We start from the raw sequence: 13,697 nt of genomic DNA, 5'->3' as shown, positions 1-13,697 counted from the left end.
ACCATGTCTGCCACCTCACAAAAATGGCTGCTGCGCGCCGCCCCGTGGTTTTTGCCCGTTGGCATCGTGGCGCTCTGGCAGCTTGCGTCGACCACCGGCTGGCTGTCGAGCCGCATTTTGCCCTCTCCGGAGGGCGTTATCGAAGCGTTCTGGTCGCTGAGCGTCAGCGGAGAGCTGTGGCAACATCTGGCGATCAGCTCCTGGCGCGCGGTGATTGGGTTTTCCATCGGCGGCAGCATCGGTCTGGTGCTGGGTCTGATCAGCGGCCTTTCACGCTGGGGGGAAAGGCTGCTGGATACCTCCATCCAGATGCTGCGCAACGTGCCGCATCTGGCGCTGATCCCGCTGGTCATTTTGTGGTTTGGGATCGATGAGAGCGCCAAAATCTTCCTCGTGGCGCTGGGCACGCTGTTCCCGATATACATCAACACCTGGCACGGCATCCGCAATATCGATCGCGGTCTGGTGGAGATGGCGCGCAGCTACGGCTTATCGGGTTTTTCCCTCTTTGCTCACGTGATTCTGCCGGGCGCCCTGCCCTCCATTATGGTCGGGGTGCGCTTTGCGCTCGGCCTGATGTGGCTGACGCTGATTGTGGCGGAAACCATCTCAGCCAACTCCGGTATTGGCTACCTGGCGATGAACGCCCGCGAATTCCTGCAAACGGACGTGGTGGTGGTCGCCATCATTCTGTATGCACTGCTCGGCAAACTCGCCGACGTCAGCGCACAGTGGCTGGAGCGCAGCTGGCTGCGCTGGAACCCGGCCTATACCCTTCAGGAGGCGAAAGCATGAATACCGCACGACTAAATCAGGGCACGCCGCTGCTGCTGAACGGCGTAACCAAACGCTACGGCGAAAACACCATTCTTAACGGGCTGGATCTGCACATTCCCGCCGGCCAGTTTGTGGCTGTAGTCGGGCGCAGCGGCGGCGGAAAAAGCACGCTCCTGCGTCTTTTAGCCGGGCTGGAAGCCCCCAACGGAGGAGAGATTCTGGCAGGAACCACGCCGCTGGCCAATATTCAGGACGATACGCGCATGATGTTTCAGGATGCGCGCCTTCTGCCGTGGAAAACGGTGATTGATAACGTCGGGCTGGGGCTCAAAGGCAACTGGCGGGATGAGGCCCGTCAGGCGCTGGCCGCCGTCGGGCTGGAAAACCGTGCAGGTGAATGGCCTGCGGCGCTGTCGGGCGGCCAGAAGCAGCGCGTGGCGCTGGCGCGAGCGTTGATTCACCGTCCCGGCCTGCTGCTGCTTGATGAGCCGCTCGGCGCTCTTGATGCCCTGACGCGGATAGAAATGCAGGATCTTATTGAATCCCTCTGGCAGGCGCACGGCTTTACGGTACTGCTGGTGACGCATGACGTCAGCGAAGCCGTGGCGATGGCGGACCGGGTATTGCTTATAGAAGACGGGAAAATCGGTTTGGATCTGACGGTGGACATCCCGCGGCCTCGTCGCGTGGGCTCGGCGAGACTGGCGGAGCTGGAAGCCGAAGTGCTGAATCGGGTGATGAAACGTGGGGAAGCGGAGATTCAGCGGATAAAGGCCAATGCCTGATGCCCTCACCCCGGCCCTCTCCCACAGGGAGAGGGAGAAAACCGATGCCCCGCGCACCCACGTAGGCCCGGTTAGCGTAGCGCCACCGGGCTTTTTTACATCAGGCCAGCGCCTTAGCAATCTTCTCGTACAGATCGCCAGACAGATTTTCCAGCCCTTTCAGCTGCTCAAGCGCGGCGCGCATCTTCGCCTGACGCTTCTCATCGTAGCGTTTCAGACGGATCAGCGGCTCTATCAGACGCGACGCCACCTGCGGGTTACGGCTGTTCAGCTCGGTCAGCATTTCCACCATAAACTGGTATCCGCTGCCGTCTTCGGCGTGGAACGCGGCCGGGTTACTGCTGGCAAATGCGCCAATCAGCGAGCGAACGCGGTTCGGGTTGCTCATGGTGAACGAACGGTGCTTCAGCAGGCTGCGAACCTTACTAAGCGCATCGGCCGCCGGGCTGGTCGCCTGCAGAATAAACCACTTGTCCATCACCAGACCATCCTGGTGCCACTTGTCGTCATACTCCTGCATCAGCGCATCGCGGCACGGCAGTTCAGCGGCAACGCTTGCTGCCAGGGCCGCGAGCGCATCAGTCATGTTATCCGCTTCGTGATACTGCTTGCTCACCAGCGTGTTCGCCAGTTCGGCCTCACCAAACGCAAGATAGCGCAGGCAGGTATTGCGCAGGGTACGCTTGCCGATATCCGCATGCTCCACGCGATACGCGTCAAGCTTGTTAGCGTTGTAGAGCGCCAGGAATTCATCCGCCAGTTCGGTCGCCAGCGTGCGGGTCAGCGCTTCGCGCACCGCCACGATGGCAATCGGGTCGATGATGTCGAACAACTCCGCAATTTCAGTCGCGGACGGCAGCGTCAGAATTTCAGCCGCCAGCGCCGGGTCAATCTTCTCATCCAGCAGGATGGCGCGGAACGCGTCTGCCACATGCACCGGCAGCGTCAGCGGCTGGCCCTGCTGGTAACGGTTCACGTTAAGCTTGATGTAGGTTGCCAGCAGGCTCTGCGCCGCGTCCCAGCGGGAGAAATCGTTGCGGGCGTGACGCATCAGGAACGTCAGTTGTTGGTCGCTCCACTTGTACTCCAGCTTCACCGGCGCGGAGAACTCGCACAGCAGCGCAGGCACCGGCTGGAAGTAGACGTTATCGAAGATAAAGGTCTGCTCTGCCTGGGTCACGTTCAGCACGTGGTGCACCGGGTGGCCGCCCTTCTGCAGCGGGATGACGTTGCCTTCGTTGTCGTACAGCTCAATGCTGAACGGAATGTGCAGCGGATATTTTTCTTCCTGCTCGGCGGTTGGCGGCGTGCGCTGGCTGATGGTCAGAGTGTACTGCTCGGTTTCCGGGTTGTAGTCGTCCTTAACGGTGACAATCGGGGTCCCGGCCTGGCTGTACCAGCGACGGAAGTGAGAAAGATCAACGTTGGACGCGTCCTCCATCGCCTGCACGAAGTCGTCGCAGGTAGCCGCGCTGCCGTCGTGACGTTCGAAGTAAAGCTGCATCCCTTTCTGGAAATTCTCTTCACCCAGCAGGGTGTGGATCATGCGGATAATTTCAGCGCCCTTCTCGTACACCGTCAGGGTGTAAAAGTTATTCATTTCAATGACTTTATCCGGACGGATCGGGTGCGCCATTGGGCTGGCATCTTCCGCAAACTGCAGGCCGCGCATGGTGCGCACGTTGTTGATGCGGTTGACCGCCCGCGAGCCCAGATCGGAGCTGAACTCCTGATCGCGGAAGACGGTCAGCCCCTCTTTCAGGCTCAGCTGGAACCAGTCGCGGCAGGTGACGCGGTTACCGGTCCAGTTATGGAAATACTCGTGGCCGATAACGCGTTCGATATCGAGGTAGTCTTTATCGGTGGCGGTATCTGTACGCGCCAGCACGTACTTGGAGTTAAAGATGTTAAGGCCTTTATTCTCCATCGCGCCCATGTTGAAGAAGTCGACGGCGACGATCATATAGATGTCGAGATCGTATTCGAGGCCGAAACGCTCTTCATCCCACTTCATGGAGTTAATGAGTGAAGTCATCGCCCACGGCGCGCGGTCAAGGTTGCCGCGGTCAACGAACAGCTCCAGCGCCACTTCGCGGCCAGAGCGGGTTTTGAAGGTATCGCGCAGCACGTCGAAATCACCCGCCACCAGCGCAAACAGGTAGCACGGTTTCGGGAACGGATCCTGCCACTGCACCCAGTGACGGCCATTTTCCAGCTCGCCCTCACCCACGCGGTTACCGTTGGAGAGCAGGAACGGATAGAGGGTTTTATCGGCAATGATTTTGGTGGTAAAGCGCGCCAGCACGTCCGGGCGGTCCAGGTACCAGGTAATGTGGCGGAAACCTTCGGCTTCACACTGGGTACACAGGGCCACGCCTGACTGGTAGAGCCCTTCCAGCGCCGTGTTGGCGGCAGGGCTGATTTCATTCACGATGCGCAGCGTAAAGCGTTCCGGCAGGTTGTCGATGACCAGCTGGTTGCCTTCTTCTTTATAATCTGACCAGGCTTCATCGTTAATGTGCAGGGAGACCAGCGTCAGGTCTTCGCCATCCAGACGCAGCGGTACGGCAGTCGCGCTGTGGCGCGTCACCTGGCTTACCGCCGTCACAACGGTTTTTGTGGCATCCAGGTCAAAAGTCAGGTCGATATCGCTAATCAGGTATTCCGGCGCACGGTAGTCGTGGCGGTATTTGGCTTGTGGCTGTTGTGTCATAGAAAACCTTATGCATCGTTTGTCGAGTAACGTTTCAATATATTCCTGTTGCGTAAAACGCGCTATGCAGAATGTTCATCTTTTCAGGCTTAAACACCTTTTTCGCTACATTTGTATAACACGGGGCACGAAATGCTCTCGACCATAAAGTGTGCTTATGTTGTGATCGGGGTTCAATAAATCACTAAACAAGGTATACTCCGGAGTTGTTTATTGTACTAAACGCTCCCGTGAGAGGATGCTACAGCGCACCTATGACTCAATTCGCTTCTCCGGTTCTGCATACGTTGCTGGATACCGACGCGTATAAACTGCATATGCAGCAAGCCGTTTTCCACCATTACTATGACGTTCACGTCGCGGCGGAATTCCGCTGCCGTGGTGACGACTTGCTCGGTATCTACGCAGACTCCATTCGTGAACAGGTCGATGCGATGCAGCATCTGGCGCTCACCGATGACGAATATCAGTGGCTTTCTGGCCTGCCTTTCTTTAAAGCGGACTATCTGAACTGGCTGCGCGACTTCCGCTATAAGCCTGAACAGGTCACCGTGACCAACGAGAACGGCAAGCTGGATATTCGTCTTGAAGGTCCGTGGCGGGAAGTGATCATGTGGGAAGTGCCGCTTCTGGCCGTCATCAGCGAGCTGGCTCACCGCTACCGTTCGCCTGAAACGGGCGTCGAACAGGCGGTCGCCTCGCTGGAGAACAAACTTGAGGCATTCTCAACGCTGACCGAAGGGCTGGATATGTCCCGCTTCCGCCTGATGGATTTCGGTACCCGTCGCCGCTTCTCTCGCGAGGTTCAGCAGGCTATCGTTGAACGTCTGCAGCAGGAGCCGTGGTTCGTGGGTACCAGCAACTACGATTTGGCGCGTCGCCTCAACCTGACGCCAATGGGCACTCAGGCGCACGAGTGGTTCCAGGCGCATCAGCAAATTAGCCCGGACCTGGCTAACAGCCAGCGTGCGGCGCTGGCTGCGTGGCTTGAAGAGTACCCGAATCAACTCGGGATCGCCCTGACCGACTGTATTACGATGGATGCCTTCCTGCGCGACTTTGGTCCCGAGTTCGCTGAGCGTTACCAGGGGTTACGCCACGACTCAGGGGATCCGGTTGAATGGGGCGAAAAGGCGATTGCTCATTACCAAAAACTCGGCATTGACCCGATGAGCAAGGTGCTGGTCTTCTCCGATAATCTCGACCTGGCAAAAGCCGTCGAACTGTATCGTCATTTCAATGCCAGAATTAACCTGGGCTTCGGGATCGGTACCCGGTTGACCTGCGACATTCCTCAGGTAAAACCTCTGAATATCGTGATAAAGCTGGTGGAATGTAACGGCAAGCCGGTGGCTAAGCTCTCCGACAGCCCGGGTAAAACCATCTGCCATGACAAAGCGTTTGTTCGCGCATTGCGCAAAGCGTTCGATCTCCCCCAGATCAAAAAAGCCAGTTAAGCGCTTACGGGAGCCTTCAGGGCTCCCTTCCCTTATTTATTTCTCAATTCTTCTCTTTTGACTGCGAAATTTACTTGTCTGATAGCGGTTGGCAGGTAACATAGATATCCCCCCGTCTTGGGGTGGACAAGTGTTTATTTTTTCCGACTATTAACAGAGAGAATATTATGAGCGTTGTGCCTGTAGCCGACGTACTCCAGGGCCGTGTCGCCGTTGACCAGGAGGTCACCGTGCGCGGATGGGTGCGTACTCGCCGAGATTCTAAAGCTGGCATCTCCTTCCTTGCCGTCTATGACGGTTCCTGCTTTGATCCTGTACAGGCCGTCATTAATAATTCTCTGCCCAATTACAATGATGACGTTCTGCGCCTGACAACGGGTTGTTCCGTTATCGTCACCGGTGTGGTTGTGGCATCCCCGGGCCAGGGCCAGAGTTTCGAGATCCAGGCCTCTGCCATTGAAGTGACTGGCTGGGTTGAAGATCCGGACACCTACCCGATGGCGGCAAAACGTCACAGCATTGAATACCTGCGTGAAGTCGCACACCTGCGTCCGCGTACCAACCTGATTGGTGCGGTGGCTCGCGTGCGTCATACGCTGGCCCAGGCGCTGCATCGCTTCTTCGATGAGCAGGGATATTTCTGGGTGTCTACCCCGCTGATCACCGCGTCCGATACGGAAGGCGCAGGCGAAATGTTCCGCGTCTCGACGCTGGACATGGAAAACCTGCCGCGCACGCCGGAAGGTAAAGTCGACTACGACAAAGACTTCTTTGGTAAAGAAGCCTTCCTGACGGTATCCGGCCAGCTCAACGGCGAAACCTACGCCTGTGCGCTGTCTAAGATCTATACCTTCGGCCCAACCTTCCGCGCCGAAAACTCCAACACCAGCCGCCACCTGGCGGAGTTCTGGATGCTGGAGCCGGAAGTGGCGTTTGCCGATCTGAATGACATTGCAGGTCTCGCAGAAGCGATGCTGAAGTACGTCTTCAAAGCGGTGCTGGAAGAGCGACCTGACGACATGAAGTTCTTCGCCGAACGCGTAGACAGCGATGCTGTAGCGCGTCTGGAGCGTTTCGTCTCTGCCGACTTTGCGCAGGTGGACTATACCGACGCGGTAGCGATCCTTGAGAAATGCGGTGAGAAGTTTGAGAACCCGGTTTACTGGGGCGTCGATCTGGCGTCTGAGCACGAACGCTATCTCGCCGAGAAACATTTCAAAGCGCCGGTTGTCGTTAAAAACTACCCGAAAGACATTAAGGCCTTCTATATGCGCCTTAACGAAGACGGGAAAACCGTGGCAGCGATGGACGTACTGGCGCCGGGCATCGGTGAAATCATTGGTGGTTCTCAGCGTGAAGAGCGTCTGGACGTGCTTGACGCGCGCATGGCAGAGATGGGGCTCAACCCTGCGGACTACAGCTGGTATCGCGACCTGCGCCGTTATGGCACCGTTCCGCACGCTGGGTTCGGTCTGGGCTTCGAGCGTCTGATCGCCTACGTTACTGGTGTTCAGAACGTGCGTGACGTAATTCCGTTCCCGCGTACACCACGCAACGCCAGCTTCTAAGCAACGCAACAGACAATGGCCAGCATTTGCTGGCCATTATTTTATTCTGCCCTGTCAGTTTTTGTCAGCGTAAAGTCAGCGTTTTTAAACCACTACCCCGTCACAACCGCTACCTGTTACGTTTTGTTTCCGCGAAATATCAAGCCACAAAAAATTAACCTCATTCTTATTGCGATTATTACATTCTGAAGTAATAGCACAAATTTCAACCAATTTTTCAGCCATCCAGAAGTCTTTTTAGGGTCATAAGAAAAAACGAGTCGTTTAACATTCGTTTATAGGAATTGCCTTTATCCAAATTAAACATAAGGAATTCATATATATAGGAAACAAACCGATGCTTAATTCGCCAGGGGGTTCTGAAATTTGAGATGGTTCACAAAGTTCCCAAAAATACACATTTAGTTACACATATTTTCTTTCTGTAACTCAATCTTGAGAATTGTAGCACTTTCAGGCTAGCGAAACGCTTCGGTGAATGGAAAGATGCCTGTCAGATACATAAAGACACCAAACTCTCATCAATAGTTCCGGAAATATTTATTGACAGAATTTATTGACGGCAGTGGCGAGTGTCATAAAAAAACCAATGAGGGTAATAAATAATGATGAAGCGCAATATTCTGGCAGTGGTAATCCCTGCCCTGCTGGTAGCCGGTGCAGCTAACGCTGCAGAAATCTATAACAAGAACGGCAACAAACTGGACTTCTACGGTAAAGTTAACGCCGAGCACGATTTCGTGACCTCCGGCGATGACACTAACAATAACGACGCTACCTACGCGCAGATCGGTTTCAAAGGCGAAACTCAGATCAACGACCAGCTGACCGGTTACGGCCAGTGGGAATACCGCTTCATGGCTAACCAGGCTGAGAACACCGCTCAGTCTAACAAAAACCGTCTGGCCTTTGCTGGTCTGAAAGCGGGCGACGCTGGCAGCATCGACTACGGTCGTAACTACGGTATCGTATACGACGTTGAGTCATACACCGATATGGCGCCGTCCTTCTCCGGTATGACCTGGGGCGGTAACTACGTTGATAACTTTATGACCAGCCGCAGCACCGGCCTGCTGACCTACCGTAACAGCGATTTCTTCGGTCTGGTTGACGGTCTGAGCCTGGGCGTACAGTACCAGGGTAAAAATGACCGTGCTGACGTTAAAACCTCTAACGGTGACGGCGTAGGTTACTCACTGGGTTACGACTTCGGCGAAGGCTTCGGTGCAATCGCATCTTACAGCAACGCTAACCGTACTCTGAACCAGAAAGCTGATGGCCAGGGTGATAAAGCTGAAGCATGGGGCGTGGGTCTGAAATACGACGCTAACAACCTCTACCTGGCAACTACCTATGCAGAAACCCGTAACACCACCCGTACCGGTTCTAGCGGTGATGCAGGTTTTGCTAACAAAACTCAGAACTTCGAAGTGGTTGCTCAGTACCAGTTCGACTTCGGCCTGCGTCCAGCAATCTCCTACGTGCAGACCAAAGGTAAAGACCTGGCTGCCGTCGGCGGCTTCAGCGGTGGCGATGCAGACCTGGCTAAATTCATCCAGGTTGGTACCACTTACTACTTCAACAAAAACTTCAACGTGTGGGCTGACTACTACATCAACCTGCTGGATAAAGACACCGACTACGCGAAAGCAGTTGGCGGTCTGAACGGCAACGACGATATGGCTGCTGTGGGTGTAACCTACCAGTTCTAATCAGAACACCACTTTGTTATATGCATAATGAACAGGGCTTCGGCCCTGTTTTTTTATGCCTGACAGAAAATAATGGCGACTTTTGAAAAGCCGCACGCTTTTCGTCGCAAACGGTTGGCATTTTGTAAATCTACCGTTAACCTGATAGCGGATTTCACTTCTGTAATCACAATGGAACTTCGTCATGTTTGAGAACATTACCGCCGCTCCTGCCGACCCTATTCTGGGCCTGGCCGATCTGTTTCGTGCCGACGACCGCCCTGGCAAAATCAACCTGGGTATTGGTGTATATAAAGATGAAACCGGCAAAACTCCGGTACTGACCAGCGTTAAGAAAGCTGAGCAGTATCTGCTGGAAAATGAAACCACCAAAAACTACCTCGGTATTGATGGTATCCCTGAATTTGGTCGCTGCACCCAGGAGCTGCTGTTCGGTAAAGGCAGCGCAATTGTGAGTGACAAACGTGCCCGCACAGCACAGACCCCTGGCGGTACCGGCGCGCTGCGCGTGGCGGCGGATTTCCTTGCGAAAAACACCTCTGTGAAGCGCGTATGGGTGAGCAATCCAAGCTGGCCGAACCACAAGAGCGTCTTTAACTCTGCGGGCCTGGAAGTGCGCGAATATGCTTACTACGATGCGGCAAACCACGCTCTCGACTTTGACGGCCTGCTCTCAAGCCTGAGCGAAGCGCAGGCGGGTGACGTGGTGCTGTTCCACGGCTGCTGCCACAACCCAACCGGTATCGATCCAACGCTTGAGCAGTGGGAACACCTGGCGAAGCTGTCCGTTGAGAAAGGCTGGCTGCCGCTGTTTGACTTTGCCTACCAGGGCTTCGCCCGCGGTTTGGAAGAAGATGCCGAAGGCCTGCGCGCGTTCGCAGCCGTGCATCAGGAGCTGATCGTTGCAAGCTCCTACTCCAAGAACTTTGGTCTGTACAATGAGCGTGTAGGCGCCTGTACGCTGGTTGCGGCTAACGATGAGACCGCCGATCGCGCTTTCAGCCAGATGAAGTCCGTTATCCGCGCTAACTACTCTAACCCGCCGGCACACGGTGCGTCTGTTGTTGCGACCATTCTGAGCAACGATGCGCTGCGCGCGATTTGGGAACAAGAGCTGAACGATATGCGTCAGCGTATCCAGCGCATGCGCCTGCTGTTTGTGAACACCCTGGCTGAGAAAGGCGCTGACCGCGACTTCAGCTTCATTATCAAACAGAACGGTATGTTCTCGTTCAGCGGCCTGACCAAAGAGCAGGTTCTGCGTCTGCGTGAAGAGTTTGGCGTATACGCCGTAGCCTCTGGCCGCGTAAACGTTGCAGGCATGACCCCTGACAACATGGCGCCACTGTGCGAAGCGATTGTCGCCGTCCTGTAATTTGCGCCCACAAAAAAGCCTGCGTTAAGCAGGCTTTTTTTATGCTGGTTACCAGACAGGCATTTCATCCTGAAGGAACGGGTTATGGAGCCGTTCATAGCCCAGCGTCGATATCGGACCGTGTCCAGGGATAAACGTTACGTCATCACCCAGCGGCAATAACTTCTGTTTGATCGACTGAATCAGCTGCCCGTGATCGCCGCGCGGAAAATCGCTGCGTCCTACGCCCCCTTTGAAAATCACATCGCCGGAAATCAGCAGACGGGACTGGTCGTCAAAGAAGACGATATGGCCTGGCGTATGCCCAGGACAATGCAACACCTGTAAAGTCACATTCCCTACGTTAACGCGCTCTCCTTCGTTCAGCCAGCGATCGGGCGTCAATGGCAGACACTCATCAAGGCCAAACATGCGGCTTTGGGCGGGTAACCCCTGCAGCCAGAACTCATCTTCTTTTTCCGGGCCAATAATCGGCACACCGTAGTGTTTAGCCAGTTCAGCCGCTGCGCCTACGTGGTCGAGGTGACCATGCGTCAGTAAAATCTGCATCAGCGTCACGCCGCTGTCGGCAACGTCCTGCTTGATTTTCTCAGCGTCACCGCCGGGATCGACAAGCGCGGCCAGTTTGGTTTGCTCGCACCAGATTAATGAACAGTTCTGGGAGAACGCGGTAACCGGAATAATACGATAGTTCATACTGCTCCTGTGTTTCGTTATTACCAGTGCCGAACCGGCCCGGTATCAATATGCACAAAGTTGCTACGTGGGTAATATCCTACACCACCCGCGCGCATAGATAACGCGGCTTTGCGAATATTGGCTAACGAAACGCCTTCAATGTGGAAATCCATTGCCTGTCCCTTCGTGTGGTAGCTTTTTTTCGCTACCCCACGGCTATGGGCGCGCAGTTCATTGTTGGTATCAATTGAGCGATAACCAGAAATAAGCTGCACTGGCTTGCTGGTGCCCAGCAGGCCCTGAAGGCGGAAAAGCTGATCAAACAGTCCTGGGTCGATGGCTTTTACTTTATTCGCGCGGAAATCACGGAAAAAATGGTTGAGTCTTGCTAATTCATCCTGAATATAGCCTCTGCCATCGAAAAACTCCGCTTTTAGCGACTCACCGGTGTGAAGATTGCTGAGCGTTAAAACGCGCGGACGAGGTGTCGAGAGGGTGGCAAATGCTGGCGTCGGTAAGATGGCCGCTGCGCCAAGCGCAACACCACCTAACGCCAGCAGCTTGCGGCGATTAGCGTCAAATTTGTCCATGATAATCAGGTCTACAGGTCAAGGAAATCGTAATATGCTTAGCGCACGAAGGGCACCTTAACTGGCAAAACAGAGTACGTCAAGGCGCCCAACCCCAGTGAATACGCGGCTTACAGCGATATTGGCCCCGATTCACCATAACTTACGACAATCATTTTTCCCGAACTACTTCATTTACCTGATTAATTGTTCCGCTTTTGGCAAAATTTGTGCGCCGGATCGCGCGGTGAGATCATAATTGTAAATATCTGTACGGTACTGCGTGCGACCGTCTTCACCCACAAACGCTGTCAGATAATAAAGATTAACCGGAATGTTGTGGCGAATATTCACGTAGCGCGTATCACCCTGCTTCAGGGCGTCAGAAATACGCGTATCGTTCCAGCCCGCATCCTGCAGCAGCATGTTGGCCAGCTCCGAGGCTTTATTCACGCGCACGCAGCCTGAACTCAGTGCCCGGGTATCTTTCTGGAACAGATTGTGGTTCGGCGTATCGTGCAGATAGATAGCATCTGAACTTGGCATGTTGAATTTGTAGCGCCCCAGCGAGTTATGCGCCCCGGGAGCCTGCTGGAAGCGGAACGGCAGATTGGACGCCGTGATTGTCGACCAGTCGACCATATAAGGATCGATCGCCTCTTTACTGTTCCAACCGCGCATCACCGTATAGCCGTGACGTTCCAGATAACCCGGATCGTTCCAGACCTTAGGCAGAATGTCCTTACGCGCCAGCGTCGGCGGCACGTTCCACGGCGGGTTAACTACCACGTTATTTAACGCGCTGCTCATCATCGGCGTTTTGCGATCCGGACGCCCGACAATCACGCGCGAGGCCAGCTTCTCGCTACCATCCTGATAATAAACCAGTGAATAGGCCGGGATATTGACCATAATGCCGGTAGACAGCGTGCCCGGCAGCAAACGCAAACGCTGAATATTAAGCGCCAGCACCCCGGCCCGCTGCGCAGGCGATACGTTAAGCCAGTCACGCGTTGAGGATCCAATGACACCATCGGCTCCCAGCCCCTGAGCGGCCTGGAACTGTTTAACCGCGGCGACCAGCTCACGATCGTAAGCCTCGGGCTTATTGCGCAGGGTAGTGGCCTTGTTCTCTTTTACGGGCGCTGACGGGCTGACCACCGCGCTTTGCGGATCGTCGCCCGGCAGGGCAATCTTCGGCCCGCCATCAAGAATACCGGAGCGTTTAAGGATCTCGCGCAGGGCTGGCACATCGCTGCTCCACTGACCCGGACGCAGCGTTGCGGTCCCCCGCATTTGCGGCCATGGACGCGAGTCCCCCACCAGCGCGAGGAGCGACTGGTGCATCGTGGCATACTGTGGATGCGCCGGCGCGAGGCTGGCAATGAAGCGCGGCAGGTCGCCGTTATCCAGCGCTAATTGCCACTGGTTAATCACCGACAGGGCTGGCGTCGCCAGCTTATAGGGCCTATCGCTGTACAGCCAGCGGTTGCCATTGACCGGAATACCCGCCACAAACTGCAGGTAGCCCATCATGGCATCGGAAAGGACCACGTCCCGCGCCTGACCGGTGACGGCAGGATCGGTTAACAGCTCAACCCACTTCGTAAACTGCGGCTGGAATCCCGCAATCGCCACTTCCGCCAGCTGTTGCTGGAAGGCGCGCACGGCTTCACGATTTTCCCACATGGGTTTCATATCGCGGGCAGCATAAAGCAGCGTGAGCTGATTGATATAGGCAGGCGTGTAGCCTGAAGGCAGGCCTGTCTGGAGCTGCTGGCTGAGCGATTCAACGTCGATGCCTTCCGGCAGCGGCTTAATCCCGGCCATGATGGCCGTTGCCGTAGACTGTTCCAGCGGCTGAGACAATGACGTCGGCTGCGCGCCTGTCGTTGCGGTGCTGTCAGTCGGCACAATTTCAGGCTCGTCGGCCTGGGCGGTTAACAGTGGAGCAAACATCACTGCCAGACATAAACTCAGCGCTGACAGCTGACGACCACATTCTTTCTTTAGCAACATCCCTTGCCCCCTGTTTTCACGACATGCCCATCACGGTGGGGCTT

10 protein-coding genes are annotated in these 13,697 nt (G+C 55.4%); 6 read left to right on the top strand and 4 right to left on the bottom strand.

Annotated features, from left to right (window positions below; translation table 11 throughout):
- The first annotated feature begins 3 nt into the window (after positions 1–3).
- Positions 4–795, top strand: coding sequence for an aliphatic sulfonate ABC transporter permease SsuC (gene ssuC, locus INF77_RS03250; RefSeq protein ID WP_028012588.1), 792 nt, complete (start codon positions 4–6; stop codon positions 793–795).
- Positions 792–1,562 (top strand): aliphatic sulfonates ABC transporter ATP-binding protein, encoded by a 771-nt coding sequence (gene ssuB / locus INF77_RS03245; protein ID WP_193532704.1) that lies wholly within the window; start codon positions 792–794, stop codon positions 1,560–1,562. Before ssuC ends, ssuB begins: the two co-directional genes overlap by 4 nt.
- Before the next feature lie 100 nt (positions 1,563–1,662).
- Here the strand turns inward: ssuB and pepN are convergent, their stop codons facing one another.
- On the bottom strand, positions 1,663–4,275 hold the full coding sequence (gene pepN, locus INF77_RS03240; RefSeq protein ID WP_193532703.1) for an aminopeptidase N: 2,613 nt from the start codon (positions 4,273–4,275) through the stop codon (positions 1,663–1,665).
- Positions 4,276–4,529: 254 nt separating this feature from the next.
- Here pepN and pncB point away from each other — a divergent pair, with 254 nt between their 5' ends.
- The 4 genes from pncB to INF77_RS03220 all read left to right on the top strand — a co-directional run bounded on the left by pncB (position 4,530) and on the right by INF77_RS03220 (position 10,387).
- The gene (pncB, locus tag INF77_RS03235) at positions 4,530–5,732 is read left to right on the top strand and encodes a nicotinate phosphoribosyltransferase (RefSeq protein WP_045630030.1); all 1,203 of its coding nucleotides are present in this window, start codon (positions 4,530–4,532) and stop codon (positions 5,730–5,732) included.
- A gap of 167 nt (positions 5,733–5,899) precedes the next feature.
- Positions 5,900–7,300, top strand: coding sequence for an asparagine--tRNA ligase (asnS, locus tag INF77_RS03230; protein WP_193532702.1), 1,401 nt, complete (start codon positions 5,900–5,902; stop codon positions 7,298–7,300).
- Positions 7,301–7,905: 605 nt separating this feature from the next.
- Entirely contained in the window at positions 7,906–9,012 is a 1,107-nt protein-coding gene (locus INF77_RS03225; protein ID WP_041910616.1) for a porin, read from the top strand.
- 184 nt (positions 9,013–9,196) lie between these two features.
- Positions 9,197–10,387, top strand: coding sequence for an amino acid aminotransferase (locus tag INF77_RS03220; RefSeq protein WP_116340932.1), 1,191 nt, complete (start codon positions 9,197–9,199; stop codon positions 10,385–10,387).
- A 48-nt stretch (positions 10,388–10,435) separates the two neighbouring features.
- Here the strand turns inward: INF77_RS03220 and INF77_RS03215 are convergent, their stop codons facing one another.
- From INF77_RS03215 to ldtD, 3 genes are all read right to left on the bottom strand, one after another.
- A complete protein-coding gene (locus tag INF77_RS03215) occupies positions 10,436–11,083 on the bottom strand; it encodes an MBL fold metallo-hydrolase (RefSeq protein WP_049136519.1) in 648 nt (215 codons plus the stop codon).
- Positions 11,084–11,103: 20 nt separating this feature from the next.
- Positions 11,104–11,655: a YcbK family protein gene (locus INF77_RS03210; RefSeq protein ID WP_028012580.1), complete on the bottom strand. Its 552-nt coding sequence runs from the start codon at positions 11,653–11,655 to the stop codon at positions 11,104–11,106.
- A gap of 174 nt (positions 11,656–11,829) precedes the next feature.
- Positions 11,830–13,653: a L,D-transpeptidase gene (gene ldtD, locus INF77_RS03205; protein WP_047368218.1), complete on the bottom strand. Its 1,824-nt coding sequence runs from the start codon at positions 13,651–13,653 to the stop codon at positions 11,830–11,832.
- Positions 13,654–13,697 lie beyond the last annotated feature (44 nt).

Source organism: Enterobacter cloacae complex sp. P1B (assembly GCF_014982345.1).
GTDB classification, from domain to species: Bacteria; Pseudomonadota; Gammaproteobacteria; order Enterobacterales; family Enterobacteriaceae; genus Enterobacter; species Enterobacter bugandensis.
The sequence above is the reverse complement of the archived record's forward strand: the minus strand, read 5'-3'. Positions and strand labels throughout refer to the sequence as shown.